This is a genomic window from Acidovorax sp. Leaf191, from assembly GCF_001424425.1.
In the GTDB taxonomy this organism is placed as follows: Bacteria; Pseudomonadota; Gammaproteobacteria; order Burkholderiales; family Burkholderiaceae_C; genus Acidovorax.
Genome location: NZ_LMPT01000002.1, coordinates 36,188 through 60,957, shown reverse-complemented (window position 1 = coordinate 60,957; position 24,770 = coordinate 36,188). Strand labels below are relative to the sequence as shown.

24 protein-coding genes are annotated in these 24,770 nt (G+C 65.4%); 19 read left to right on the top strand and 5 right to left on the bottom strand.

Translation table 11 applies throughout. The features are described 5' to 3' along the window. Window positions 1–188: 188 nt before the first annotated feature. The 6 genes from glyQ to ASG27_RS04100 are packed head-to-tail and all read left to right on the top strand — an operon-like array spanning window position 189 to window position 6,298. Complete coding sequence (glyQ, locus tag ASG27_RS04125) at window positions 189–1,094, top strand: glycine--tRNA ligase subunit alpha (RefSeq protein WP_056413984.1); 906 nt, start codon at window positions 189–191, stop codon at window positions 1,092–1,094. Window positions 1,095–1,116: 22 nt separating this feature from the next. After that, entirely contained in the window at window positions 1,117–3,261 is a 2,145-nt protein-coding gene (glyS, locus tag ASG27_RS04120; protein WP_056413979.1) for a glycine--tRNA ligase subunit beta, read from the top strand. A 52-nt stretch (window positions 3,262–3,313) separates the two neighbouring features. Beyond that, window positions 3,314–3,928, top strand: coding sequence for a D-glycero-beta-D-manno-heptose 1,7-bisphosphate 7-phosphatase (gene gmhB / locus ASG27_RS04115; RefSeq protein WP_056413976.1), 615 nt, complete (start codon window positions 3,314–3,316; stop codon window positions 3,926–3,928). Between the two features lie 60 nt (window positions 3,929–3,988). After that, complete coding sequence (locus tag ASG27_RS04110) at window positions 3,989–4,774, top strand: lysophospholipid acyltransferase family protein (RefSeq protein ID WP_056413973.1); 786 nt, start codon at window positions 3,989–3,991, stop codon at window positions 4,772–4,774. Between the two features lie 9 nt (window positions 4,775–4,783). Further along, window positions 4,784–5,845: a M48 family metallopeptidase gene (locus ASG27_RS04105; protein ID WP_056413970.1), complete on the top strand. Its 1,062-nt coding sequence runs from the start codon at window positions 4,784–4,786 to the stop codon at window positions 5,843–5,845. Between the two features lie 33 nt (window positions 5,846–5,878). Further along, on the top strand, window positions 5,879–6,298 hold the full coding sequence (locus ASG27_RS04100; protein WP_056413968.1) for a rhodanese-like domain-containing protein: 420 nt from the start codon (window positions 5,879–5,881) through the stop codon (window positions 6,296–6,298). Between the two features lie 375 nt (window positions 6,299–6,673). On the opposite strand, the gene lysM is transcribed toward ASG27_RS04100, so the two are convergent. Beyond that, complete coding sequence (gene lysM, locus ASG27_RS04095; protein ID WP_056413966.1) at window positions 6,674–7,159, bottom strand: peptidoglycan-binding protein LysM; 486 nt, start codon at window positions 7,157–7,159, stop codon at window positions 6,674–6,676. Window positions 7,160–7,370: 211 nt separating this feature from the next. Here lysM and ASG27_RS04090 point away from each other — a divergent pair, with 211 nt between their 5' ends. Next, window positions 7,371–8,138 carry a type III pantothenate kinase gene (locus ASG27_RS04090; RefSeq protein WP_056164110.1) on the top strand — a complete coding sequence of 256 codons (768 nt, stop codon included), beginning with the start codon at window positions 7,371–7,373 and terminating at the stop codon, window positions 8,136–8,138. A 283-nt stretch (window positions 8,139–8,421) separates the two neighbouring features. Here the strand turns inward: ASG27_RS04090 and ASG27_RS04085 are convergent, their stop codons facing one another. The 3 genes from ASG27_RS04085 to ASG27_RS04075 all read right to left on the bottom strand — a co-directional run bounded on the left by ASG27_RS04085 (window position 8,422) and on the right by ASG27_RS04075 (window position 10,712). Next, window positions 8,422–9,198: a hypothetical protein gene (locus ASG27_RS04085; RefSeq protein ID WP_056164107.1), complete on the bottom strand. Its 777-nt coding sequence runs from the start codon at window positions 9,196–9,198 to the stop codon at window positions 8,422–8,424. A 65-nt stretch (window positions 9,199–9,263) separates the two neighbouring features. Beyond that, window positions 9,264–9,926 (bottom strand): TetR/AcrR family transcriptional regulator, encoded by a 663-nt coding sequence (locus ASG27_RS04080; RefSeq protein WP_056413963.1) that lies wholly within the window; start codon window positions 9,924–9,926, stop codon window positions 9,264–9,266. Window positions 9,927–10,151: 225 nt separating this feature from the next. After that, window positions 10,152–10,712, bottom strand: coding sequence for a phasin family protein (locus ASG27_RS04075; RefSeq protein WP_056413960.1), 561 nt, complete (start codon window positions 10,710–10,712; stop codon window positions 10,152–10,154). Between the two features lie 226 nt (window positions 10,713–10,938). On the opposite strand from ASG27_RS04075, the gene ASG27_RS04070 reads away from it, so the two are divergent. The 5 genes from ASG27_RS04070 (at window position 10,939) to rfbC (ending at window position 16,464) form a co-directional block, all read left to right on the top strand. Next, complete coding sequence (locus tag ASG27_RS04070; RefSeq protein WP_056413958.1) at window positions 10,939–12,927, top strand: SDR family oxidoreductase; 1,989 nt, start codon at window positions 10,939–10,941, stop codon at window positions 12,925–12,927. Between the two features lie 104 nt (window positions 12,928–13,031). Then, a complete protein-coding gene (rfbB, locus tag ASG27_RS04065; RefSeq protein ID WP_056413954.1) occupies window positions 13,032–14,123 on the top strand; it encodes a dTDP-glucose 4,6-dehydratase in 1,092 nt (363 codons plus the stop codon). Continuing rightward, complete coding sequence (gene rfbD, locus ASG27_RS04060; RefSeq protein WP_056413951.1) at window positions 14,120–15,010, top strand: dTDP-4-dehydrorhamnose reductase; 891 nt, start codon at window positions 14,120–14,122, stop codon at window positions 15,008–15,010. The genes rfbB and rfbD overlap by 4 nt, the downstream gene beginning before the upstream one ends. 13 nt (window positions 15,011–15,023) lie before the next feature. Then, window positions 15,024–15,908 (top strand): glucose-1-phosphate thymidylyltransferase RfbA, encoded by an 885-nt coding sequence (gene rfbA / locus ASG27_RS04055; protein WP_056413949.1) that lies wholly within the window; start codon window positions 15,024–15,026, stop codon window positions 15,906–15,908. Between the two features lie 7 nt (window positions 15,909–15,915). Further along, window positions 15,916–16,464: a dTDP-4-dehydrorhamnose 3,5-epimerase gene (gene rfbC, locus ASG27_RS04050; RefSeq protein WP_056413946.1), complete on the top strand. Its 549-nt coding sequence runs from the start codon at window positions 15,916–15,918 to the stop codon at window positions 16,462–16,464. Between the two features lie 60 nt (window positions 16,465–16,524). Here rfbC and ASG27_RS04045 read toward each other — a convergent pair whose 3' ends face one another. Continuing rightward, the gene (locus tag ASG27_RS04045; RefSeq protein ID WP_235503962.1) at window positions 16,525–18,285 is read right to left on the bottom strand and encodes a hypothetical protein; all 1,761 of its coding nucleotides are present in this window, start codon (window positions 18,283–18,285) and stop codon (window positions 16,525–16,527) included. Between the two features lie 468 nt (window positions 18,286–18,753). On the opposite strand from ASG27_RS04045, the gene gspE reads away from it, so the two are divergent. The 7 genes from gspE (at window position 18,754) to ASG27_RS04010 (ending at window position 24,760) form a co-directional block, all read left to right on the top strand. Then, window positions 18,754–20,433 carry a type II secretion system ATPase GspE gene (gspE, locus tag ASG27_RS04040; RefSeq protein ID WP_235503967.1) on the top strand — a complete coding sequence of 560 codons (1,680 nt, stop codon included), beginning with the start codon at window positions 18,754–18,756 and terminating at the stop codon, window positions 20,431–20,433. Continuing rightward, window positions 20,426–21,679 carry a type II secretion system F family protein gene (locus tag ASG27_RS04035; protein WP_056413937.1) on the top strand — a complete coding sequence of 418 codons (1,254 nt, stop codon included), beginning with the start codon at window positions 20,426–20,428 and terminating at the stop codon, window positions 21,677–21,679. Before gspE ends, ASG27_RS04035 begins: the two co-directional genes overlap by 8 nt. Before the next feature lie 76 nt (window positions 21,680–21,755). After that, window positions 21,756–22,169, top strand: coding sequence for a type II secretion system major pseudopilin GspG (gene gspG / locus ASG27_RS04030; RefSeq protein ID WP_056414203.1), 414 nt, complete (start codon window positions 21,756–21,758; stop codon window positions 22,167–22,169). Between the two features lie 68 nt (window positions 22,170–22,237). Beyond that, a complete protein-coding gene (locus ASG27_RS04025) occupies window positions 22,238–22,705 on the top strand; it encodes a GspH/FimT family pseudopilin (protein ID WP_082485790.1) in 468 nt (155 codons plus the stop codon). Further along, window positions 22,702–23,145 (top strand): prepilin-type N-terminal cleavage/methylation domain-containing protein, encoded by a 444-nt coding sequence (locus tag ASG27_RS04020; RefSeq protein WP_082485789.1) that lies wholly within the window; start codon window positions 22,702–22,704, stop codon window positions 23,143–23,145. Before ASG27_RS04025 ends, ASG27_RS04020 begins: the two co-directional genes overlap by 4 nt. Continuing rightward, window positions 23,142–23,855 carry a prepilin-type N-terminal cleavage/methylation domain-containing protein gene (locus ASG27_RS04015; RefSeq protein WP_056422343.1) on the top strand — a complete coding sequence of 238 codons (714 nt, stop codon included), beginning with the start codon at window positions 23,142–23,144 and terminating at the stop codon, window positions 23,853–23,855. Before ASG27_RS04020 ends, ASG27_RS04015 begins: the two co-directional genes overlap by 4 nt. A gap of 89 nt (window positions 23,856–23,944) precedes the next feature. Next, the gene (locus tag ASG27_RS04010) at window positions 23,945–24,760 is read left to right on the top strand and encodes a general secretion pathway protein GspK (RefSeq protein ID WP_056413931.1); all 816 of its coding nucleotides are present in this window, start codon (window positions 23,945–23,947) and stop codon (window positions 24,758–24,760) included. Window positions 24,761–24,770 lie beyond the last annotated feature (10 nt).

The window sequence follows — 24,770 nt, the reverse complement described above, 5'->3', positions numbered from 1 at the left end:
GCAACTGGCGCTGGCGTCGCGGTGTTTGCAGGGCGGCCTTGCTGCGGCGCCGTAAAATGATCGGTTCGCGTGTGCGATGCCCGTCCGTGCTGCCTGGGGTGGTCAGCAGGCGTCGCGCCAACGCCTTGCATCGTTTTCTTTTTCTCCTCCTACTTGCCCGGCCCTGGCTTGCCAGTGCCACAGACGCCATGTTGACATTCCAGCAAATCATTCTGAAGCTGCAGTCCTACTGGGACGCGCAGGGTTGCGCTCTTTTGCAGCCCTACGACATGGAAGTGGGCGCCGGCACCTCGCACACCGCCACCTTCCTGCGCGCCATCGGGCCGGAGCCCTGGAAGGCCGCCTACGTGCAGCCCAGCCGCCGCCCCAAGGACGGCCGCTATGGCGAGAACCCCAACCGGCTGCAGCACTACTACCAGTACCAGGTGGTCCTGAAGCCCGCGCCAGCCAACATCCTGGAGCTGTACCTGGGTTCGCTCGAAGCCCTCGGTTTCGACCTCAAGAAGAACGACATCCGCTTCGTCGAGGACGACTGGGAGAACCCCACGCTGGGCGCCTGGGGCCTGGGCTGGGAGGTGTGGCTCAACGGCATGGAGGTGACGCAGTTCACTTACTTCCAGCAGGTCGGCGGCATCGACTGCAAGCCCGCCACGGGCGAGATCACCTATGGCCTGGAGCGCCTGGCGATGTACCTGCAGGGCGTGGACAACGTCTACAACCTGAAGTGGACCGACACGCTGAGCTATGGCGATGTCTACAAGCAAAACGAGGTCGAGCAGTCCACCTACAACTTCGAGCACAGCGACGCGGACTTCTTGTTCACCGCCTTCAACGCGCACGAAAAGCAGGCCAAGTACCTGATGGAGCAGCAGCTGGCGCTGCCCGCCTACGAGCAGGTGCTCAAGGCCGCGCACAGCTTCAACCTGCTGGATGCGCGCGGCGCGATCAGCGTGACCGAGCGGGCCGCGTACATCGGCCGCATCCGCAACCTGGCCCGTGCCGTGGCGCAAAGCTACTACGAGAGCCGCGAGCGCCTGGGCTTCCCCATGGCGCCGCGCGAGTGGGTGGAGCAAATGGCCAAGAAGGCAGCCTGAGCGGACGAAAGAGAACAACAACATGACGACGACCCAAAACCTTCTCGTAGAACTGTTTGTCGAAGAGCTGCCGCCCAAGGCGCTGCAAAAGCTGGGCGATGCCTTTGCCACCGTGCTGGGCGACCAGCTCAAGGCGCAGGGCCTGGCCACGGCAGCGTCCGTGGTCACGCCCTTTGCATCGCCCCGCCGCCTGGCCGCGCACGTGACCGGCGTGGCCGACAAGGCCGCCGACAAGGCCGTGCAGCAAAAGCTCATGCCTGTGGCCGTGGGGCTCGACGCCAGCGGCAACGCGAGCCCGGCACTGCTCAAAAAGCTGCAGGCCCTGGGCGCGGATGTGTCCGACCCGGCAGCCGCCGTGGCGGCGCTCAAGCGCGCGCAGGACGGCAAGGCCGAGGCGCTGTTCTACGACAGCGTGGTGCCTGGCGCTACGCTGCAGGACGGCCTGCAGAAAGCGCTGCAGGAGGCGATTGCCAAGCTGCCCATCCCCAAGGTCATGAGCTACCAGCTCGAGACCGACTGCGAACTGCCCGGCTGGACCAGCGTGAACTTCGTGCGCCCCGCGCACGGCCTGGTCGCGCTGCACGGCAGCACCGTGGTGCCGGTGAAGGCGCTGGGCCTGTCGGCGGGCCACAGCACGCAGGGCCACCGGTTTGAAGCCGCCGTGTCGCCCGTGGTGCTGGCCGACGCCGACAGCTACGCCGCCACGCTGCGAAAAGACGGCGCCGTGATCGCCTCCTTTGCCGAGCGCAAGGCCGAGATCGCCCGCCAGCTGGCCGCGGCCGCCGCCCAGGTGGGCAACGGCGCGCGCCCCATCGAAGACGAGGCGCTGCTCGACGAAGTGACCGCGCTGGTCGAGCGGCCCAACGTGGTCACCTGCTCGTTCGAGACCGAGTTCCTCGACGTGCCGCAGGAATGCCTGATCCTCACGATGAAGGCCAACCAGAAGTACTTTCCGCTGCTGGACGCCGCGGGCAAGCTCACCCACAAGTTCCTGGTGGTGAGCAACATCAGCCCCGAAGACACGAGCTTCGTGACCGGCGGCAACGAGCGCGTGGTGCGCCCGCGCCTGGCCGACGCGAAGTTCTTCTTCGACCAGGACCGCAAGAAGACCCTGGCCTCGCGCGTCGAGGGCCTCGGTAAGGTGGTCTATCACAACAAGCTCGGCACGCAGGGCGAGCGCGTGGAGCGCGTTAGGTCAATAGCCAAAGCCATCGCCACGCAACTGGGCGACGCCGCCCTGGTGGCCGATGCCGACAAAGCCGCGCAACTCGCCAAGACCGACCTCGTGACCGACATGGTGGGCGAGTTCCCCGAGCTGCAGGGCATCATGGGCGGCTACTACGCCCTGAACGACGGCCTGGGCGAGACCGTGGCGCACGCCATCGAAGACCACTACAAGCCCCGCTTCGCGGGCGACACGCTGCCGCGCAACACCGCCGGCGTGGTGGTGGCGCTGGCCGACAAGCTCGAAACCCTGGTGGGCATGTTCGGCATCGGCAACCTGCCCACGGGCGACCGCGACCCGTTCGCGCTGCGCCGCCATGCGCTGGGCGTGGTCCGCATGCTGGTCGAAAAAGACCTGCCGCTGCAGCTCAACGGCCTGCTCGCCAGTGCGGTGCCCGCCTTTGGCGACAAGATCACCGACGCATCGGCGCCCCTGGCCGACTTCATCTACGACCGCCTTGCCGGCAGCCTGCGCGAGCAGGGCTACCGCGCGCAGGAAGTGGACGCCGTCATGGCCCTGCGCCCGCAGCGCCTGGCCCTGGTCGAGAAGCAGCTGGCGGCCGTGCGCGCCTTTGCCGCACTGCCCGAAAGCCCGGCCCTGGCCGCGGCCAACAAGCGCGTGGGCAACATCCTGAAAAAGGCCGAGGTCGAAGGCCCGGTGGATGCCCACGTGAACCCCGAGCTGCTGCAGGAAAAGGCCGAGCAGGACCTGTACGCCGCGCTGCAGCGCTTCGTGCCCGAAGCCAACGCCCAGTTCGACGTGGGCGACTACACCGCCAGCCTGCAGACCCTGGCTGTGCTGCGCGCGCCGGTGGATGCGTTCTTCGACGACGTGATGGTCAACGCCGAGCAGCTGGATGTGCGGATGAACCGCCTGGGCCTGCTCAAGATGCTGCACAACGCGATGAACCGCGTCGCGGATCTTTCCCGCCTGGCCGTTTGACCGGATGGCCCAAGCTGATAGGCTGGCGATTCTCACAAGGTAACCAAGCCCCATGAAACTCGCCATCCTCGACCGCGACGGCACCCTCAATCCGCTGGGGGAGGACTTCATCACCACCGCCGACGAGTGGACCGCCGTGCCCGGCGCGCTCGAAGCCATTGCGCGGCTCAACCACGCGGGCTGGCATGTGGTGGTCGCCACCAACCAGCCGGGCCTGGGGCGCGGGCTGTTTGACGTGATGGCCATCAACGCCATCCACGCCAAGATGCACCGCCAGCTGGCCGCGGTGGGCGGGCGCATCGATGCGGTGTTCTACTGCCCCCACGCGCCCGACGAGGACTGCGCCTGCCGCAAGCCCGCGCCGGGGCTGATCGAGCAGATCTGCGACCGCTACGGTGTGGAGCGGCACGATGTGCAGATGGTGGGCAGCTGCGCCGCGCACCTGCAGGCGGGCGCCGCCGCCGGGGCCCAGCAGCTGCACCTGGTCTGCACCGGCCAGTCGGCCCGGGTCGATGCCCGCGGCGCGGTGCCGGAGGGCTTCCCGCCCGGCACCGTGCTGCATGCGAGCCTGAACGATTTTGTGGACCGGCTGCTGCCTGCCGTGCCGGTGCCCGCACCGCCCGCCGCCGCTGCACTGGCTCCCGCGGTTCCACCCGATGCTATTTAATTGATATCTGCTGGCGCTTGTCCATCAAGCGGTAGCGGCCTAAAAGGCTTGATTTACTCCATGGCTTTCATCCGTTCTCTCCTTCACTTCCTCTGGATGGGCATCACCGTGGTGCCCTACACGCTGGCCATCATGCTGGGCTCGTTGTTCGGCATGCGCGGGCGCCCGCTCTACCGCATTGCGCGGGCGTGGCTGTCGCTGTGCATCAGCAGCGCCCGGGTGATCCTGGGCGTGCGGGCCAACGTGATGGGCATGGAGAACCTGCCGCAGGGCGAGAACGCCGGGGCGGTGCTGCTGGTCAAGCACCAGTCCACGTACGAGACCTTCCTGATGCCGTCGATCATGCCGCGCCCCCTGGCGTACGTGTTCAAGAAGGAGCTGCTGCACGTGCCGTTCTTCGGCTGGTCCATCGGCCGGCTGGACATGATCCACATCGACCGCAACCAGCGCACGCAGGCGTTCAACAAGGTCGTGCAGCAAGGCAAGAAGCTGCTGGACAAGGGCATCTGGATCATCATGTTCCCCGAAGGCACCCGCATCGAGCGGGGCCAGAAGGGCAACTACAAGACCGGCGGCACGCGCCTGGCCATCGACACCGGCGCGCCGGTGGTGCCGATCGCGGTGACGTCCGCCAAGGTGTGGCCGCGCAAGGCGTTCATCAAGCGCCCCGGCGTGGTGGACGTGTCCATCGGCAAGCCCATCCCCAGTGCCGGCCGCCAGCCCGAAGAGCTGATGCGCGAGGTGGAGGCCTGGATCGAGGCCGAGATGCGCCGCCTGGACCCCGAGGCATATCCCGCCGCCAGCACCGCTGCCACCGGCGTCACCACCCCCACGCCCGGGAAGTAATCCACCGTGATGCAGCGGCTGGTGCAACTGGCGCTCGACCTGTTCGACCCGCCCCCGGCAGCGGCGGGTGCCGCAGCGCCCGGGGCGCCCGGTGTGCCGCCTGCCAGCCCCCCCTCCGTACCGAAAGTGCCTCTGCCGCGCCAGGGAAGGGCGGGAGGTGCTACTGAAAATATAGCGGACGCGGCCCCGGCCGTTGCCCCCCCGGCCGTCCGCACGCCCCCCGTGCACACCCCGGGCGTGCCGCTGCCCTCGCTGCTGTCCCCCGCCGAATTCCGCCATCCGCAGGCCAACCGCGAGGTGCTGCTGGGCGACGCCGTGGTGGGCTATGCCCTGGCGCGGGCGCGGCGCCGCACCATCGGCTTCACCGTGGGCGCCGACGGGCTGGCGGTGCGCGCGCCCAGCTGGGTCACGCTGTCGGCCGTGGACGCAGCATTGCGCGAGAAGGCCGACTGGATCCTGCGTAAGCTGTCGGAAGCGCGTGAGCGCCAGCAGCGCATGGAAGGCGGGCGCATCGTCTGGGCCCATGGCGCCGTGCTGCCGTACCTGGGCGAGCCGCTCACCGTGGTGCTGGACCCGAGCCACGGCTTCACCGGCAAGGGTGGGGCGCTGGTGTCGGCTGCGCCGTCTTCGCCCCCCCAGGTGCCCGGCGCTGCCGCGCCGGAAGGCGCAGCCCCGGCCGAAGCCCGCAGCCTGCACATCGGCCTGCCCCACAGCGCCAGCCCCGCGCAGATCCGCGATGCCGTGCAGGCCTGGCTGATGCGCGATGCCCGCCGCCACTTCACCGCGCGGCTCGACCACTTTGCGCCGCTGCTGGGCGTGCGCTGGGCCAGCCTGCGCCTGTCGAGCGCGCAGACCCGCTGGGGCAGCGCCAAGGCCGATGGCTCCATCCGCCTGAACTGGCGGCTGCTGCATTACCGCCCGGCCATCATCGACTACGTGGTGGCGCACGAGCTGGCCCACCTGCGCGTGATGGACCACAGCCCGCGCTTTTGGGACACCGTGGCCACGGTGGTGCCCGACTACGCGCAGCTGCGCAGCCACCTGCGCGAAGAGCCCGCGCCGCTGTGGTGAAGGCCCGAGACTGAGACACGAAGGAGTGGACCGATGACAGCAAGCCCGACGATCAGCCCCGCCGACGGATACGCCGGCGATGTTTCCCCGCAGCAGGCCTGGCAATGGGTCGAGGCCGGCCAGGCCGTGCTGGTGGACGTGCGCAGCGACGCCGAGCGCGACTGGGTCGGCCAGGTGCCCGGCGCCGCGGCCGTGGCCTGGAAGCAGTGGCCCGGCATGGCCATGAACCCCGACTTCGACGCACAGATCCGCGCCGCAGTCCCTGCCGGCACCCCCGCCGTGCTGCTGTGCCGCAGCGGCGTACGCTCCATCGCCGCCGCCCGCCGCGCCACGGAACTGGGCCTGACCGCCTACAACATCCTCGAAGGCTTCGAAGGCGACCCCGACGCCCAGGGCCACCGCGGCCAACGCGGCGGCTGGCGCTTCCACGGCCTGCCATGGAAGCAGAGCTGATGCTCCTAAAAAAATAGCTGCTAGCGCTTGTCCATCAAGCGGTAGCAGCTATTTTTCTTTGAATTCGACGGTGTTGGACGGCCCAGCGATAGCGCCGACCCGCCGCGCGATATTTCCCCCGCCCTCCGCCAGTGCACCCGTGGAACCGGCTTTGCCGAGCCACCGGGTGCGTCCCCCTTGGGGGAAGGCGCGCAGCGGCTAAGGGGGTGACCCATCCTTCCCGTGGAACCGGCTTTGCCGGGCCACCGGGTGCGTCCCCCTTGGGGGAAGACGCGCAGCGGCTAAGGGGGTGACCCATCCTTCCCGTGGAACCGGCTTTGCCGGGCCACCGGGTGCGTCCCCCATGGGGGAAGGTGCCGAAGGCGACTCAGGGGGTTATTTAGCCGCGGGGATGCGCAGCTTCTGGCCTGGATAGATCTTGTCCGGGTGGCTCAGCATGGGCTTGTTGGCCTCGAAGATCACGGGGTACTTGTTGGCATCGCCGTAGAACTTCTTGGCGATGGCCGAGAGCGTGTCGCCGCGCACCACGTCGTGGTACTGGGCTTCGGGCTCGGGGTTGGTCACGTCCATCAGGTTTTCGACGCTGGTCACGTTGGCCACGTTGCCGCAGCACAGGGTGACCTTTTCTTTCGCCGACTGCGTGGGGGCCGTGCCCTTCACGGTGACCTTGCCCTGCGTGCCGTCGAAGGCCACCTGCACGTTGGTGGCGCCCAGGCTTTGCGACGCGATGTAGGCCTCGATGGCCTTGGCCGCCTTGGTGTTGAGTTCATCCTGCGTGGGGGCTGCTGCAGTGGCCGCCTGGGCTTCCTTGCCGCCGAACAGTTTTTCGCCGGCTTCCTTGATGAAACTGAAAAGACCCATGTCGTACCTCCTAGAGTGAAACAAAAACAGGAAGGACCAATGTAGCGGCAAAGCCCGCGCCCTCCGTGTCGGACAGGGACGTGAAACGATTTTTGACAATACCGCGCCGGCGACCGTCCGCGGCGCGCCCCGTCTCGGCCCTTGTTGCCCTGGGTTGCCCTGTGTCGCCCCCGAATCAGGGTGCGCGGCAAAACTCGTGATAATCCGCCGCATGACTTTTCTGGCCATCGACGTCGGCAACACCCGCCTCAAGTGGGCCTTGTACGACGCACCCCGTCCCGGGGCCCCGTTGCTGGCCCATGGCGCCGAATTCCTGGACAACATCGACCGGCTCGCCGAAGGCAGCTGGGCGCCGCTGCGCCACCCCGAGCGCATGCTGGGCTGCGTGGTGGCCGGCGATGCCGTCAAGCGGCGCGTGCAGGAGCAGATGGAGATCTGGGACGTGCAGCCCTCGTGGGTGGTCTCGTCCACGGAAGAAGCGGGGCTGGTCAACGGCTACGACCATCCGTCGCGCCTGGGCTCGGACCGCTGGGTGGCGATGGTCGGCGCGCGCCACCATGTGCTGCGCCAGGGACCCGCGCGCCCGCTGGTGGTGGTGATGGTGGGCACGGCGGTCACGGTGGAGTGCATCGATGCCCAGGGCCGCTTCATGGGCGGGCTGATCCTGCCTGGCCACGGCATCATGCTGCGGGCGCTGGAGTCCGGCACCGCAGGCCTGCATGTGCCCACGGGCGAGGTGCGCATGTTCCCCACCAACACCAGCGACGCGCTCACCAGCGGCGGCACCTATGCCATCGCAGGGGCCGTGGAGCGCATGGTGCAGCACGTGATCCAGCACTGCGGCGAGGAGCCGGCCTGCCTGATGACCGGCGGCGCGGGCTGGAAGATGGCGCCCAGCATGACCCGCCCCTTCGAGCTGGTGGACAACCTGATCTTCGACGGACTGCTGGAGATCGCCGCGCGGCGATTCGGGGGCTGAGAGCTGCCGCTGCAGGCGGCTGTGCGTGAGATCTTGAGGTGTAGGCCTCCACTGGCTCCGAGTGGTTCCTATCCATCCTTCGACGGCTCAGTCTCTGGAAGAGCGTTTCTTTGCACACGACCTGTGGAAACGGTCGCTGCCCAGACCAGCGACCGCCGCGCAAGGGCCGCCAAGCCGCAAAGGCGGCGCCTCGCTTGCGGGCGCTGGCGGTGTCCCCCTTCCCGAATCACGCAGTGATCCGAGAGAAGGGGGAAGGCGCAAAGCGCCTCAGGGGGATGCCCCCTTACTCTTCTTCCAGCTCCGCGCGCGCCATCTCGATGTCCAGGCGCTCCATCGCGTCGACCGGCTCGCTCGCGGCGGCCTTCTCGTACAGCTGGGTGGCTTCCTTCATCTTCTTGTCGCCTTCCAGCATGACCAGCGCGTTGGCGTATTCGATCATGCCGATGGCCGAGCCGGGGTTGAGCTTGAGCGCCTCCTGGAACAGCTTCAGGCCCGTGTCCTTCTTGGCTCCATAGGTCATGCCGCCGATCAGCGAGCCCACCTTGTCGATCACCTCGGCATGGAAGGCGCCCAGGGCGATGCGGGCGTCGGCATGCTTGGGCGACAGGGCGATGGCTTTTTCCAGCGATTCCTTCACCTTGCCGCCCAGGCCCTGCGCCAGCGCCTTGGCCACGCTGATGCCCTGGCTGTAGCGGCCCAGCGCATACGCGTGCCAGTACCAGGCGTTGGCATTGCCGGGCTCTGCCGCGGCCTGCGCTGCGGCGCGCTCTGCCACCTGCATGAAGAGGTCGAGCCGCGTCTTTTCCTTTTGCTCCAGGTAGTTGGCATAGATCGCCGTGGCCTTGTTGGCGACGGTGATGCCCGCGCCGCCCGCGGCGATGCCGGCCGCGGCGGCCTTCTCGAAGTCGCCGCTGTGGAACAGTGCCCAGGCCTGCAGCACGGCCGGCTCTTTGGGGACGGGCTCGGCGTCGCCGTTGTGCAGGCGCGCCCATTGCTTCTTGATGCTCGCAGCATCGAACGTGTATTCACCAGCGTGTGGGAAAGAGGTCCACTTGGCCATGGTCTGTGTCTCCTGAGGTTCTTGTTGGTGAAGGTATGGGGGTGGTGGCGGGCAGCCCAGGCCCGTCAGCCGGGCGCTGCGGCGTAGGCCTCCACGAGCTGCAGCAGGTGCGCGCGCTGGCCGGCCTCCAGGTACGGCATCAGCAGGTTGAGCACATGGTGGGCGCCGCGCAGCAGCGCCGCCTGCGCGCTCTCGGGCTCCAGGGCCCGGCGCGGGTCGCGCACGTATTCGAAGCTGAGCCAGTAGGTGAGCACCACGACCATGCTGGTCGCCGTGGCCTCCAGCTCGCGCGTGTCGATGTGCAGCGCGTCCGCACGGCCCATGCCGTCCAGCATGGCGCGCACCGCACGGGTCTTGTTCTTCAGGATGGCCTGGAAGTGCGTCTCCAGGCGCCGGTTCTTGGACAGAAGGTCGTTCAAGTCGCGGTACAGAAAGCGGTACTGCCAGATCAGCTCGAACAGCGTGTGCATGAAGAACCAGGCGTCCTCCACGTTGCGCACCCCGTCGGCGGCGGCCAGCAGTTCGTTGAGCGACTGCTCGTAGCGATCGAACAGCGCGTTGATCAGCTCGTCCTTGGCAGGGTAGTGGTAGTACAGGTTGCCGGGGCTGATGCGCAGCTCGGCGGAGATGAGCGTGGTGGAGACGTTGGGTTCGCCGAACCGGTTGAACAGGTCGAGCGTGACTTCCAGAATGCGTTCTGCGGTGCGGCGTGGCGCTTTCTTCACCATGTGGGCGGGCCCTCTTCGCGTCTTTGGGGATCGGTATGTGCTTGTCTCTGGCGACACTCTAACCGAGCGGCAGATGCTGCATTGCATCAAATCTGATAGGCCTTGCGCGGCGCGCTGCGCCCGGGCCGCACGGCAAAACGGCCGGCACGCCAAAGGCATGCCAGCCGTTTTGTCTTGGGCCTCTTCAGCGCGGGCGGATGGCCCGTGCCGTAGCGTGCCGCAGCATCAGTTGGATGCTGCGGGCGCCGCCTTCTTGGCGGCGGCGCGGGGCTTGGCGGCGGCCTTCTTGGCTGGTGCTGCAGCGGCCTTGGCGGGCGCTTTCTTGGCGGCGGCCTTCTTGGCGGGAGCTGCCTTCTTCGTTGCGGCGGCCTTGGGTGCAGCCTTGCTCGAGCCCTTGGACAGCGCGTCGATGCGGGCGTTCAGGGCTTCGATGTCGCGGGCGGAGGGCACGCCCAGCTTGGCCAGGGCCTTGGCCACGCGGTCTTCGAAGATGTTCTCGAGCTTGTCCCACTGGCCCTGGGCCTTGGAGCCGATGTCGGTGGCCATGTTGGTCACGCGGCTGGTGGCTTCGGAGATTTTCTCTTCGGCCACGGCCTGGGTCTTGCGCTGGATGGTCAGGCCTTCCTTGACCAGGGCTTCGAACACCTTGCCGCCTTCTTCCTGGGCCTTGGAGAAGGCGCCCAGGCCGGCCAGCCAGATCTGCTGGGCGGAGTCCTTCACGGTGCCCGACAGTTGGGCGTTGCTCTTCTTGTTGTCAGCGCTGAGTTTCTGCAGTTTCTTGACCATGGGGCCTCCGTTGTGTGGATGGTGGGGGTTGTCAGGGCAGGGTGCCTTGCACGCATGGCCGGACTGTACGCCGCACGGCGCGCAAGGTGTAGGCACCGGCTCCTAAAAGTGTAGAGCGTGCCGTCTACTGGCGGCGCCGGGGCTGCCCCCGATTCGGCGCGGGTTTGTGCTGAATCCGCGCCCGGTGGGCCTGCGCAAGAATCGGGCGATCACACAGGAGTTATCCATGCAGTATTTCGTGACGGGGGCAACAGGGTTCATCGGCAAGCGGCTGGTCAAGAAGCTGCTGGAGCGCAAGGGAGCGGTGGTGCATTTCCTGATCCGCCGCGAAAGCGCTGACAAGGTGGCCGACCTGCGCAGCTTCTGGGGCACGACGGCCGCCCGCGCGGTGCCGGTGTTCGGCGACCTCACGGCCAAAAAGTTGGGCGTGGCCGCGGACGACATCAAGAAGCTCAAGGGCCAGATCGACCACTTCTACCACCTGGCCGCGGTGTACGACCTGGGCGCCGACGAAGAGACCCAGGTGGCCGTGAACATCGAAGGCACGCGCAACACGGTGGACCTGGCCAAGGCCATCGACGCCGGCCACTTCCACCATGTCTCGTCCATCGCCGCCGCCGGTTTGTACGAAGGCGTGTTCCGCGAAGACATGTTCGAGGAGGCCGAGGGCCTGGACCACCCGTACTTCCAGACCAAGCACGAGAGCGAGAAGATCGTGCGCCAGGACTGCAAGGTGCCCTGGACGGTGTACCGCCCGGCCATGGTGGTGGGCGACAGCACGACCGGCGAGATGGACAAGATCGACGGCCCCTACTACTTCTTCAAGTTGATCCAGCGCCTGCGCCAGCTGCTGCCGCCCTGGATGCCCACCGTGGGCCTGGAGGGCGGTCGCGTGAACATCGTGCCGGTGGACTTCGTGGTCAATGCGCTGAACGTGATCAGCCACCAGAAGGACATCGTCAAGAAGTGCTACCACCTGGTGGACCCGGTGGGCTACCGCGTGGGCGACGTGCTGGACATCTTCAGCCGCGCAGCGCACGCACCGCGCATGAACCTGTTCATCAACGCGGCGCTGCTGGGCTTCATCCCCAAGAGCGTGAAGAAGGGCCTGATGGCGCTGGCCCCGGTGCGCCGCGTGCGCAACGCCGTGCTGAAGGACCTGGGCCTGCCCGAGGACATGCTGACGTTTGTGAACTACCCCACGCGCTTTGATTGCCGCGAGACACTCGCGGCGCTCAAGGGCTCGGGCGTGACCTGCCCCAACCTCAAGGACTACGCCTGGCGCCTGTGGGACTACTGGGAGCGCAACCTGGACCCGGAGCTCTTCATCGACCGCTCCCTCAAGGGCACTGTGGGCGGCAAGGTGGTGCTGGTGACCGGGGGCTCTTCGGGCATCGGCCTGGCCGCCGCGCACAAGTTTGCCGAGGCGGGCGCCACCACGGTGATCTGCGGGCGCGACCAGGACAAGCTCGACGAGGCCTGCGCCGAGGCGCGGGCCAAGGGCTACGAGTTCATCGCCTATGCGGCCGACATCGCCGACATGGCCGACTGCGACCGCTTCGTGCAGCTCTTGATCGACAAGCACGGCGGCGTGGACTTCCTCATCAACAACGCGGGCCGCTCCATCCGCCGCGCCATCGAGTCGAGCTACGACCGCTTTCATGACTACGAGCGCACCATGCAGCTCAACTACTTCGGCTGCCTGCGCGTGACCATGGGCTTCCTGCCCGGCATGGTGGCCCGGCGCAAGGGCCATGTGGTGAACATCAGTTCCATCGGCGTGCTGACCAATGCGCCGCGCTTCTCGGCCTATGTGGCCAGCAAGGCGGCGCTCGATGCCTGGACGCGCTGTGCATCGAGCGAGTTTGCCGACCAGGGCATCACCTTCACCACCATCAACATGCCGCTGGTGCGCACGCCCATGATCGCGCCCACCAAGATCTACAACAACGTGCCGACGCTGAGCCCCGAGGAGGCGGCCGACATGATCGCCCAGGCCTGCATCTTCAAGCCGGTGCGCATCGCCACCCGCCTGGGCATCACCGGGCAGATCCTGCATGCCCTGGTGCCGCGCGTGGCGCAGATCACCATGAACACGAGCTTTCGCATGTTCCCGGACTCCACCGCCGCGGCCAAGGGGGACAAGGCCGCCAAGCCGCAGCTGTCGGCCGAGGCGGTGGCACTGCAGCAGATGATGCGCGGCATCCATTTCTGAGTCCTGGTGCCGGCCTGTGCCCGTTGGGGCTTGTTACGTCCAGCCGGAAACGCGGGTGGGATAATCGCCAGCTTTGCCGCAAGGCATTCTCAGACGGCTTACCCATGATTCTGGTTACCGGCGGCGCAGGCTTCATCGGCGCCAACTTCGTTCTTGACTGGCTTGCTGCTTCCAGCGAGCCCGTGGTCAACCTCGACAAGCTCACGTACGCGGGCAATGTGCACAACCTGGACGGTGTCCAGGGCGACGCGCGCCACGTCTTCGTGCAGGGCGACATCGGCGACACCGCCCTGGTGGCCGGCCTGCTGGCCGAGCACAAGCCCCGCGCCGTGGTCAACTTCGCGGCCGAGTCGCATGTGGACCGGTCCATCCACGGGCCCGAGGACTTCATCCAGACCAACATCGTGGGATCGTTCCGCCTGCTCGAAGCCGTGCGGGCCTACTGGGGCGCACTGCCCGAGAGCGAGCGCGCGGCCTTCCGCTTCCTGCACGTCTCCACCGACGAGGTGTATGGATCGCTCGCGCCCACCGACCCGGCGTTTGCCGAGACGCGCGGCTTTGAGCCCAACAGCCCCTACAGCGCCAGCAAGGCCGCCAGCGACCACCTGGTGCGCGCCTGGCACCACACCTACGGCCTGCCGGTGCTCACCACCAACTGCAGCAACAACTACGGGCCGTACCACTTCCCCGAGAAGCTGATCCCGCTGATGATCGTCAACGCCCTGGCCGGCAAGAACCTGCCGGTGTATGGCGACGGCATGCAGGTGCGCGACTGGCTGTACGTGAAGGACCACTGCAGCGCCATCCGCCGCGTGCTGGAGGCCGGAGCCCCCGGTGAGACCTACAACGTCGGCGGCTGGAACGAGAAGCCCAACATCGAGATCGTGAACATGGTCTGCAGCCTGCTCGACGAGCTGCGCCCCCGCGCCGACGGCCAGAGCTACCGCACCCAGATCACCTATGTGAAGGACCGCCCCGGCCACGACCGCCGCTACGCGATCGACGCGCGCAAGATCGAACGCGAGCTGGGCTGGAAGCCCGCCGAAACCTTCGACACCGGCATCCGCAAAACGGTGCAGTGGTACCTGGACCATGCCGACTGGGTGGCCAGCGTGCAGACCGGCGCCTACCGCGACTGGGTGCAGACCCAGTACGCGTCGCAGGAGCCCGCGGCAGTGGCGGACGCCAGCGCATGAACATCCTGCTCTTTGGCAAAGGCGGCCAGGTCGGCTGGGAGCTGCAGCGCAGCCTGTCGCTGCTGGGCTCCGTGACGGCGCTGGACTTCGACAGCACCGAGCACTGCGGCGATTTCTCGAACACCGTCGGCGTGGTGGAGACGGTGCGCGCCCTGCGCCCCGACGTCATCGTCAATGCCGCAGCCTACACCGCGGTGGACAAGGCCGAGAGCGAGCCCGACTTTGCGCGCACGCTCAACGCCACCACCCCCGGCGCCATCGCGCAGGAGGCCGCAAAGCTCGGCGCCTGGCTGGTGCACTACAGCACCGACTACGTGTTCGACGGCAGCGGCAGCCGCCCCTGGGTGGAGACCGACGCGCCCGCGCCCTTGAGCGTGTACGGCCGCACCAAGCTCGAAGGCGAACGACGCATTGCAGAAGCCGGTGCCCAGCACCTGATCCTGCGCACCAGCTGGGTCTACGCCGCCCGCGGCGGCAACTTCGCCAAGACCATGCTGCGCCTGGCGCAGGAGCGCGAGCGCCTGACGGTGATCGACGACCAGTGGGGCGCGCCCACTGGCGCCGACCTGCTGGCCGACGTCACGGCCCACGCCATCCGCCACCTGCAGCAGCGCCCGCAGGATGCGGGCCTCTACCACTGCGTGGCCGCTGGCGAGACAACCTGGAATGCCTACGCCAAATACGTGCTGGCGCAGGCGCAGATTGCGCAACCTGCTATCGAAATAAAAGCAAAAGAGGTGGCGCCCGTGCCGACCAGCGCATTCCCCACCCCTGCAGTGCGCCCGCACAACTCCCGCCTGAATACCGGCAAGCTGCAAGCCACCTTCGGCCTGCAACTGCCGCATTGGCAGGCGGGCGTGGCGCGCATGCTGGCTGAAATTCTGTGAACGGCACCTGACCATGACGCAACGCAAAGGCATCATCCTCGCCGGGGGCTCCGGCACCCGCCTGCACCCGGCCACCCTGGCCATCAGCAAGCAACTGCTGCCGGTGTACGACAAGCCCATGATCTATTACCCGCTGAGCACACTGATGCTGGCGGGCATCCGCGACATCCTCATCATCAGCACCCCGCAAGACACGCCGCGGTTCGAGCAACTGCTGGGCGATGGCAGCCAGTGGGGCATCCGCCTGGACTATGCGGTGCAGGAGAGCCCGGACGGCCTGGCCCAGGCCTTCGTCATCGGCGAAAAGTTTCTGGACGGCGTGCCCAGCGCGCTGGTGCTGGGCGACAACATCTTCTACGGCCACGACTTTCATGAGCTGCTCGGCAACGCGATGCAGCGCACCGACGGCGCCAGCGTTTTCGCCTACCACGTGCACGACCCCGAGCGCTACGGCGTGGCAGAGTTCGATGGGCAGGGTAAGGTCCTGTCTCTGGAAGAAAAGCCCGCGCAGCCCAAGTCGAGCTATGCGGTCACCGGCCTGTACTTCTATGACAGCAGCGTGGTGGAACTGGCCAAGAGCCTGAAGCCGTCAGCGCGGGGCGAGTACGAAATCACCGACCTGAACCGCCTGTACCTGGACAAGGGCCAGCTCAACGTGGAGATCATGGGCCGCGGCTACGCCTGGCTGGACACCGGCACGCACGAGAGCCTGCTGGAAGCGGGGCAGTTCATTGCGACGCTGGAACACCGGCAGGGCTTGAAGATTGCGTGTCCTGAAGAGATCGCCTGGCGCTATCAATGGATAGACAGCGCGCAACTGGAGCGGCTGGCGCAACCCCTCATCAAAAGCGGCTACGGGCAATACCTGCTGCGGGTGCTGAAAGAAAAAATCTACTGATACGCCTATGCAAGCCACACCACTCGCCATTCCGGACGTCTTTCTCATCGAGCCCAAAGTGTTTGGGGATGCTCGGGGCTTCTTTCATGAAAGCTTCAACCAGCGTGCCTTCAATGAGGCGACCGGTACGGACCACCAGTTTGTGCAGGACAACCACAGCCGCAGTGCCAAGGGCGTGCTGCGCGGCCTGCACTACCAGATCCAGCAGCCGCAGGGAAAGCTGGTTCGCGTCGTTCGCGGAGCTGTCTTCGATGTGGCGGTGGACATCCGCCGCAGTTCTCCGACGTTCGGGCGCTGGGTGGGCGAAGAGTTGAGCGAGGACAACCATCGCCAACTGTGGGTGCCCCCTGGTTTTGCACACGGCTTCCTGGTGCTGAGCGAGACGGCCGAGTTCTTGTACAAGACCACGGATTACTACGCGCCTGCCTATGAGCGGTGCATTGCGTGGAACGATCCGACCTTGGCGATCGATTGGCACGGTGGGGACAGCGCCCCCCTGTTGTCGGCCAAGGATGCAGCGGGTCTGCCGCTGCAAGCGGCAGAACTGTTTTCCTGAGGCTGGCCGCACCGGCCGCAGGCCTCCGGCTAGGGTCAACCCAGTTCGCCAGCGTTGCCGCTATCGGGGCGAGGCCAGGTGCTGTTGCACTGCTTCATAGAGTTTGTCCGCACCGAACTTTCGATTGCCTGGATCGAAAGAGAAAAGGTTGTGTCCGCGTGCGACCACCTGCCCCTGCCAGTACGGCTCGATGAAGAACGAGAGAAAGTCTGCGCCCTGCCGCTCATGTTGCCGCAGTGTCTCGCGCAGTTCGCCTGTGCTCATGGGCTTGAGCGGGTGGAATTCCGTCACGCCATAGCTGTGGTGGCCGGTGGAGGCGTACCACTTGGGAAAACCGGGTCCGTAGGAAGCATGTCCGTACAAGCTGACTCCCAGCCTGACGCCCGGGGTGTTCTTCTGTTGAAGTGACGCTTGAATGGCGAACTTGTTCGCGTCCCAACTCGGGTTGGTGAACGGAATGATCTGGTGGGTGTAGTGGGGCGTGGCTTTCAGGCACGATCGGCTCACCACATTGTCAAAAAATCGCAAATAGTCAGCCACCTGCTTGCCGCGAAATGCATGCCACAGCGGGACCAGCGGGTTGTAGTAGTAGGACGCCTGCTCCAGGGGCTGGTCGATGTGGAACTGCACCGAGCTCGGGGCCGGTGAATGCTTCGGAAGCTCAGCCTGGGCACGCAGGACAGGCGTGTTCTGGCGCTGGTCCATGACCGCGATGTGCCGTGTACCCAGCAGTGCCATCTGGCCTGGTGCGTCTTCCAGCAGCACATCGATGCGGTGCAAGCCGGCCGGCAGGCGGCGGAAATCCAAGTCCATGCGCCAGCCCGTGTTCGCATACCCGAACTCCGGCTTGGCCGCGAGCACATCCTGCCGCCCCTGGTCGACAGGGGTTTTGCCCACGAACACGCCGTTGGCGTACACGTGCACCCAGGGCACGCGGGCTTGTGTATTTGGCGTGGACGTGAACACCCAGCCAGAGACGGGGAGCGTACCCTGCGCGAAGGAATCGATGTGCTCGGTATAGCGCCGCAGTGGCTCGGTGCGGATGTCGCGCGCAGGGGGCTGCACTTCTTCAAAAGACCCGTAGGCGGAGCCCAGCACCCGATTCAGTTGCGCAATGCTGGTGAATTCCTGCTGGAGATACTGTTGAAATCCCGCAGTCGATTGCGGGCTGTAGTCGGTCACGCGGTAAGGGCGGTCAAAGCCCATGCCGGCCTCGAAATCCGGAAACAGGTGGTGCAGTTCCCCGAGCAGCGTCACCCCGCGTATCTTGGCAAGGTCGGCTGCCGGGAGCCGGCAGACTTCGGCCAGCAAGGCCTCGGCCGCCTGCACCCGCCGCGCCGTGAGTTCGTTTTCGGTACTGGCGATGGACCAGTTGTTGATGGCAGAGTCGTAGTAGCGGCTCTGCGCCATGGGCCCGTCGCGCGTTTGTGCCAGATTTTTCGGGTCGGATGTCAGTGCTGCTTCCAGCGGCGCGTCGGAGGCAAAGTGGGTGGCGAAGAGGTACAGGATCACCGGGCGGCTTGTGTCCCGTATGGTTCGAGCCACGCGCTGAACGCGTTCGGTGTCTATCGCCCACCCATCGCCTTCTGGCCGAAACAGCTGCAGCAGTGGCGCAGCGAGCGTATAGCCGATGCGCTGGCTCGATGCCGCTGGGCCGGCTTCCAATGCCGACAGGGTGGACTCCACCAGCGGGGCCGCGGAACCGTTCGGGCCCGTGCAGGACTGTGCCAGCGCATCGGTGCGTGCATCGCCTGTGCTCGCTGGCTGCGACGGCTGCATGATGCAGGGGTCGGCCACCGCAATCATGGGGGCCAGCAGCATGGTGGCAGCCCGGCGCTCCTGCGCTGGCACATGGGCTTGCCATAGAGCGGCGCCTCCCCAGCCTGCCGCCAGGACAGCGGCTGCGGCGAGGAATGGGGCGACGGGAGGGGTTTTGCCTTGCGCTGGCGATGTCATCGTTCGTTGGAGAGTTGGGTTCATCGACCCAGCGACTGTAAAGTACGTCTCACGGGGGTGAATGGTCGGCCATCGTTGCCTGCGGGGAGTGCCTGCTCCGGGCGGACAAGCGCCGTTGCGGGTGTCCCGCCCGCCATCCGGGCTTCCTGGCAGCGACTACAGTGCGTGGCGGCAGGATGAAGGCCGCGGCTACACTCAACGATTCCGTTTAAGCCTTCGGCGCTATCGGTAGCAGGGCGCCCTACCTGCTCCTGCAGCGCTATCCGAGCATTCATGACCACCAATACACATTCCTTCGTAGCCGAGGCGCTCGCTCCGGACGCTACTGCGCGCATGCGCATCGGCGAACTGCTGGTGCAGGCAGGAAAACTCAGCGCCCGCGACCTGGAGCGCGCGATTTCTGCCCAGCAGGAGATGGGTGGAATGCTGGGACGTGTGCTGGTTCGGCTCGGCTTGGTCTCGGACGCGGATGTGGCGGGCGCGTTGTCCGTTCAGCTCGGCATCCCATTGGTTCCTGTAGACGGATTCCCCGATCTGATGCCGGAGGTCCAGGGGCTGCTGCCGGAGTTTCTCCAAGCCAATGTGGTCTACCCCCTGCGGCTGGAGGATGGCCAACTCCACATGGCGATGGCGGTGCCGCAAGACGCCTTCGTCGTCAAGGCGCTGCGGCTGGCGACCGGCTACTCCATCCACCCTCACCTGGCGCTGGAATCCGATATCGAGAAGGCGCTGGCCGAGCCTGTCGAGGAGTCCGAGGAGTCCGAGGATGATGAGAACGATGGTTTTGGCGATGGCTCTGATGGCGGAGACTTTGTTGAGCATCTGAAGGATCTGGCCAGTGAAGCGCCAGTCATCCGCCTGGTCAACACCATCATCGGTCGCGTGACGGACCTGCGCGCTTCCGATATCCACCTCGAGCCCTTCGATGACGGCCTGCATGTCCGCTACCGCGTGGACGGGGTGATCCATGCGGGCGAAGTGGTTCCCCCGCGTCTCAGTGCGGCGGTCAATTCACGGGTCAAGCTGCTGGCGCATCTGGATATCGCGGAGCGGCGTCTCCCGCAGGATGGCCGCATCAAGACGCGCGTCAAAGGCCGCGAGCTCGATCTGCGTGTCTCCACCGTCCCCACCGTCCATGGCGAAAGCGTCGTGATGCGGGTGCTGGACCGTGCCAGCGTTCGCTTGGACCTGGAGAAGATGGGTTTCGAGAAAGACACCCTGGAGCGATTCAACCAGTTGCTGGCCAAGCCGCACGGGATCTTGCTGGTCACCGGGCCGACCGGGTCGGGTAAAACCACGACGCTGTACGCAGCACTCTCCAAGATTGATGCGGACTCCAACAAGATCATCACCGTTGAAGACCCGGTGGAGTATCAGCTGGAGGGGATCAATCAGATTCAGGTCCATCCCCAGATCAACCTCACGTTCGCGAACGCGCTGCGATCCATCCTTCGGCAAGATCCGGACATCATCATGATCGGTGAAATGCGCGATGGCGAGACGGCTCAAATCGCAGTGCAGTCCGCACTCACCGGGCACCTGGTGCTCTCCACGCTCCACACCAACACCGCCGCCGGCGCGGTGATCCGCATGCAGGACATGGGGGTGGAGAGCTATCTGATCACCTCGGCTGTCAATGGCGTGCTGGCGCAGCGGCTGGTGCGTACCTTGTGTGGCAACTGCAAAGAGGCCTACGACCCCGGCCCCGAGGTGCGCGAGCGCTCTGGCCTGATGCGTTTCTCCGAGCCTGGACGGCTGATTTACAGGGCTCGCGGCTGCGATCAATGCCGCCACACCGGTTATCGGGGGCGCACAGGAATTCATGAACTGCTCACCCTCGACGAGCCCATGCGCAGGGCGATCATTGACGGCCTGGATGCCAACGCGCTGAATGCACTGGCCGCGCAACAAGGCATGCTGAACCTCCACGAGGATGGCCTGCGCAAGGTCGCGGCAGGCGTGACGACACTGGATGAACTGGCGCGCGTGACACAGGATCAGTCCGATGCCTGATTACGCATGGCGCGCTGCGACCGCAACCGGAAAGATCGTCGACGGGCAACTGAGCGCCGCCAGCGAGGCTGCGGCATTGAAGCAATTGCGCGAGCAAGGCCTGATGGCGCTGAGCATCCACGAGGGCGGGGGGGCCGTGTCTCAGGTTTCCAGTGCGGGCGGATCATCTTCCGCGATGCCCATCTCTTCCGGCAAGCGTGCGGGAAAGGGCCCCGTCAAGCTGGCGGATGTGCAGGCCCTGACGTCTGAACTGTCCATCATGCTCAGGGCCGGCCTGGCGCTGGACAACGCGTTGCGCGTTCTCATCGATATGAGCTACAAGCCCAGCGTGGCTGCATTGCTCCAGGGTGTGCTCGATGCCGTCAAGGGCGGCACGCCATTGAGCCGGGCGCTGGCCGCCCATCGCGAGCTGTTTGGTGATTTCTATATCAATATGATCCGCTCGGGAGAGGCCAGCGGCCAGATGTCGGCAGTGCTCGAGCGCCTTGTGGAGCACATGGAGCGCCAGCGCGCGCTGCGGGAGAGCGTGGTGTCTGCAACCATCTATCCTGCGATCTTGCTGGCGGTCGCGGCGCTGTCGCTCATCGTGATGCTGGGCTTTGTCGTGCCGCAGTTTGAGAAGCTGTTCACGGATATGGGCGATGCCTTGCCTTTGCCGACGCAGTGGGTCATGGCCTTGGGCCACGCGTTCAAGAAGTACGGCCTCGTCATTGCGGTGGCGGCATTTGGCCTTGGTGCAGTGCTTCAGAAATGGATGCGCTCCCCGGGGGGGCGCCGCTGGTGGCAGGCGCGTCTGCTTCGGTTGCCGCTCATCGGTCGTTTGACGCTGAAATACCAGCTCACACTGTTCTCGCGTTCATTGGGAACTCTGCTTGGAAACGGAGTTCCGATGCTGACCGCTCTGCACATTGCGACGGAAACCGTGGGGAATGCCATCTTGCAGCAAGCCCTGGTGAAGGTGGCGCCCATCGTCAAGGAAGGCGGCAAGGTGGTTCAGGCCATTTCCGCGACGGGCATTTTCGAGCCCCTGGCGATCAACCTCATTCGTGTAGGTGAAGAGACCGGTCGCATTGGCCCCATGATGCTGGAGCTGTCGAATATATTGAACCGCGAGGTGGAAACCGGCATCAAACGGCTTCTCACCTTGGTAGAGCCCGTGCTTATCCTGGTGCTGGGTGTCCTCATCGCGGCCATCATCGTCTCCATCCTGCTGGGGATCCTGTCGGTCAATGACTTGGCCGTATAATTTTTTTGCTTTGGAGGTTAAGTTGATGGTCTACCAAACTGCTCGAGCAGACTTGCGTCAGCGTCTGTTGGGCAACATGCGCAGGAACGCCAAAAGTGCAGGATTCACGCTGATTGAATTGCTGGTGGTGCTTGCAATTCTTACCATGCTCGCGGGCTTGGTGGGGCCCAAGGTGCTCAACTCCCTGGGCGGCGCGAAATCAAAGACAGCAGCAGTTCAAATTGCCGATCTCGACAAGGCACTTGAGCTCTTCAAGCTGGATGTTGGGCGTTATCCCTCTACCGAAGAGGGCCTGAATGCACTGGTCACCAAGCCTGGCTCTGCCAATGGCTGGAATGGTCCGTACCTGAAGGGCGGGTTACCCGCAGATCCTTGGGGCAACGCCTATAAGTATTCCACCTCTGCTGCCGGTATTGAAATATTGTCGCTAGGCTCCGATAACGCTGCCGGCGGCGATGGCGAAGCGGCGGACGTGCGCAATACCAAGTAGCACGCCAAGCGCTCGAGCATCGCCGCGCAAGCGGTTATTCCAGAGCGCTTTGCGGAAAGCAATCAGCAGTGACAGGCGCACCCCGCCGCGCAAGCGGCTTCACTTTGATCGAGTTGCTGGTTGTCTTTGCGATCATGGCATTGGTCGTTGGGCTGGTGCCTGTTGCGATGGACCGCATGCGTGAAGGCGCTCAGTATCGTGACGTAGTCCGTACCGTGGTCGGGCAACTCAGGTCAGCGCGCGAGCAGGCCGTGGCTTCGGGGCGCGACGTTCAATTCACCGTGGACGTGGCCCAGCGTCGCTATGGTCTTGGCACTGAACCTTCGCTCGTGCTTCCCGACACTTTGCAAATGAAAGCTGTGGCTGCTGCCTTGGAGGGCGACGAGCCGTCCACCGGAAAGCTGAGCATCCGGTTTTTGCCCTCCGGCGGATCGTCCGGCGGCAGTATCCAGATACTTCGCGGAGCCGGGGACGGTGTGCGCTTGCGGGTGGACTGGTTGTCTGGGCGAGTGAGTCAAGAGGCGCTGCTGCCATGAGCGCATCCTTCGGCTACGCGCGCCAGCCCAGGAGGCGCGCAACCGCACGAGCGGTAGCCGGTTTCACGCTGCTGGAACTGCTGGTGGCGTTTTCCATCATGGCCATGGCGTTGGGCCTGTTTTATCGGGCGCTGGGAGGCAATGCCAGGGCAGTTGACCATGTGCAGCGATACCAGGGGGCTGTGGTGCTTGCCCAGTCCATCCTTAATCTGCGGGACTCTGTGCCTGCCGGTGGGTGGAATGACGAAGGCGACAGCGGTGGTTACCACTGGAGGGTGCAATCGCAGCCTTTCAGCACGGATGTGCAAGGCCCTCGTGTGCCTGTGCTGTATCAGGTATCCATCACCATCGACTGGGGGCAGGGCGGTGAAAATTCCCGCAGCTTGGCGCTGAGCACTCTCCGCCCAGAGCGCATTCCGCCCGTGGGGTTGCGGCCATGAGTCCGGTGTCTGGCTTTCGCGGGCTCAGCGCGCGCGTGATGGGGAGGCGGACACACCGCAAGATTTCAGGCTTCACGCTGCTGGAGCTGCTCGTGGTCATGTCGCTGATGTCGTTGCTGATTCTTGCGATGGCTTCGGCGCTGCAGACCACCTCGCAGACCAGCGAGCGTGTGGACCTTGCACTGGCGCGTTCAGACGACCTGCGCATAGTGTCCGGATTCTTGCAAAATACCGTGGGACGCATTTCTTTGCAAAGGCGGGGCTATGCCTTCAAAGAGGGGACCAGCCAATACTATTTCGAGGGACAGGAGTCACAAATCATGTGGCTCGGTGTCATGCCTGCGGGGTACGCGGCAAGCGGACGCAGCCTGATGCGATTGCGCCAGGAAATCAGTGACCAGGGACAGCCGGCTCTCGTGCTTCAGTACCTTCCGTGGGCAGGCGCCGCTGTAGAACCTGATTGGACCCAGGCGGAAAGCCATGTGCTGCTCCATGGTGTGACCCAATTGCAAATCCTGTACCAGGATGCGCGTCCGGAGCCTCCCGTCTGGTCATCCAGTTGGGCGCTTCTGGATCAAGTACCGCAGCGTGTGCGCATCTCTCTACTGACTGAAAAAGGACCGCTGCCGGACCTTGTCGTGGCCCTGCGGCCCCTGCCGGCGAGCGATCCTCGCTCACGGGGTCCAATTTTTGGGGGGGACGTTCGGTGAGCGCATCGATGGCAATTAGTGGGAACGATGCAGCGGGGTCCAAACTGGGATGCGCCGTGCGCCAAAGAAGCCCTGCGTATACGCACGGGATGGCGCTGATCGCCGTACTGTGGCTGGTGGCCGCTCTCAGCATCATGGTGGGTGGGCTGTCAACCAGCATTCGCCAGGAGTCCCGGACCATATCCGCCAAGCGCGAGTTGGTGACCGCGCAGGCGATTGGCGATGCTGTGGTGCAGTTGGCATTGCAAAAGCTCAGGGCTGCAGACAGGGCTCCGGACCGTTGGATGCAGGCAAAGTTGGCTTTTGAGGGGCAGGAACTGGCGGTCCAGGTCACCCCACTCAACGGTTTGATTGATCTCAATCGGGCAGAGGCGCCATTGCTGTCGCGTCTGTTCGCCGTGGCTGGAGGATTGCCTCCTGACGGCGCACAGGCCTTGGCGCAAGCCATTGTCGACAAGCGCCAAGCGCGCGACAGCCAGGGCGGATTGATGCGGTTCGAGGCAGAAGAAGACCTGCTCCAGGTGTCCGGGGTCAGCTATGACCTCTATGCTAGACTGGCGCCCCTTGTGACGCTGGAGGGGCGTGGTTCCAGCAGAGTGAATGCCAACGCGGCCCCTTTGCCTGTGCTTGTGGTGCTTGCCAATGGCGATCAGCGCGTGGCCGAGGCGATCCATGCTAAGCGGCTTGCAGGGGACGTGGGTATCGACACCTCAGGCCTGGATCCCAGCCTGACGGACAATTCATCCTCGACACGCGTCCGGGTCACGGCACTGGTGCCGATAGATTCCGGCAAGGTTGTTCACGTGTCTCGTAGCGTGGACCTCATGACTGCGGCGGCTGATGGCACTCCGTGGTCCACCTACCGCGTCTCTACAAGTATCCAGGCTGCGGCCTCCGAGAATTGAACACAAAACC

What these genes read in the sequence shown, in the direction of transcription:
- ASG27_RS04080 (WP_056413963.1), bottom strand. Translation starts at nt 9,926, where the DNA reads ATGGTGAAGAAAGCGCCACGCCGCACCGCAGAACGCATTCTGGAAGTC.
- ASG27_RS04100 (WP_056413968.1), top strand. Translation starts at nt 5,879, where the DNA reads ATGACAGCAAGCCCGACGATCAGCCCCGCCGACGGATACGCCGGCGAT.
- ASG27_RS04045 (WP_235503962.1), bottom strand. Translation starts at nt 18,285, where the DNA reads ATGCTGCTGGCCCCCATGATTGCGGTGGCCGACCCCTGCATCATGCAG.
- gspE (WP_235503967.1), top strand. Translation starts at nt 18,754, where the DNA reads ATGCGCATCGGCGAACTGCTGGTGCAGGCAGGAAAACTCAGCGCCCGC.
- ASG27_RS04085 (WP_056164107.1), bottom strand. Translation starts at nt 9,198, where the DNA reads ATGGCCAAGTGGACCTCTTTCCCACACGCTGGTGAATACACGTTCGAT.
- glyQ (WP_056413984.1), top strand. Translation starts at nt 189, where the DNA reads ATGTTGACATTCCAGCAAATCATTCTGAAGCTGCAGTCCTACTGGGAC.
- glyS (WP_056413979.1), top strand. Translation starts at nt 1,117, where the DNA reads ATGACGACGACCCAAAACCTTCTCGTAGAACTGTTTGTCGAAGAGCTG.
- rfbD (WP_056413951.1), top strand. Translation starts at nt 14,120, where the DNA reads ATGAACATCCTGCTCTTTGGCAAAGGCGGCCAGGTCGGCTGGGAGCTG.
- ASG27_RS04035 (WP_056413937.1), top strand. Translation starts at nt 20,426, where the DNA reads ATGCCTGATTACGCATGGCGCGCTGCGACCGCAACCGGAAAGATCGTC.
- ASG27_RS04105 (WP_056413970.1), top strand. Translation starts at nt 4,784, where the DNA reads ATGCAGCGGCTGGTGCAACTGGCGCTCGACCTGTTCGACCCGCCCCCG.
- ASG27_RS04010 (WP_056413931.1), top strand. Translation starts at nt 23,945, where the DNA reads ATGGCGCTGATCGCCGTACTGTGGCTGGTGGCCGCTCTCAGCATCATG.
- rfbB (WP_056413954.1), top strand. Translation starts at nt 13,032, where the DNA reads ATGATTCTGGTTACCGGCGGCGCAGGCTTCATCGGCGCCAACTTCGTT.
- rfbA (WP_056413949.1), top strand. Translation starts at nt 15,024, where the DNA reads ATGACGCAACGCAAAGGCATCATCCTCGCCGGGGGCTCCGGCACCCGC.
- ASG27_RS04090 (WP_056164110.1), top strand. Translation starts at nt 7,371, where the DNA reads ATGACTTTTCTGGCCATCGACGTCGGCAACACCCGCCTCAAGTGGGCC.
- ASG27_RS04110 (WP_056413973.1), top strand. Translation starts at nt 3,989, where the DNA reads ATGGCTTTCATCCGTTCTCTCCTTCACTTCCTCTGGATGGGCATCACC.
- lysM (WP_056413966.1), bottom strand. Translation starts at nt 7,159, where the DNA reads ATGGGTCTTTTCAGTTTCATCAAGGAAGCCGGCGAAAAACTGTTCGGC.
- ASG27_RS04020 (WP_082485789.1), top strand. Translation starts at nt 22,702, where the DNA reads ATGAGCGCATCCTTCGGCTACGCGCGCCAGCCCAGGAGGCGCGCAACC.
- ASG27_RS04015 (WP_056422343.1), top strand. Translation starts at nt 23,142, where the DNA reads ATGAGTCCGGTGTCTGGCTTTCGCGGGCTCAGCGCGCGCGTGATGGGG.
- rfbC (WP_056413946.1), top strand. Translation starts at nt 15,916, where the DNA reads ATGCAAGCCACACCACTCGCCATTCCGGACGTCTTTCTCATCGAGCCC.
- ASG27_RS04070 (WP_056413958.1), top strand. Translation starts at nt 10,939, where the DNA reads ATGCAGTATTTCGTGACGGGGGCAACAGGGTTCATCGGCAAGCGGCTG.
- gspG (WP_056414203.1), top strand. Translation starts at nt 21,756, where the DNA reads ATGCGCAGGAACGCCAAAAGTGCAGGATTCACGCTGATTGAATTGCTG.
- gmhB (WP_056413976.1), top strand. Translation starts at nt 3,314, where the DNA reads ATGAAACTCGCCATCCTCGACCGCGACGGCACCCTCAATCCGCTGGGG.
- ASG27_RS04075 (WP_056413960.1), bottom strand. Translation starts at nt 10,712, where the DNA reads ATGGTCAAGAAACTGCAGAAACTCAGCGCTGACAACAAGAAGAGCAAC.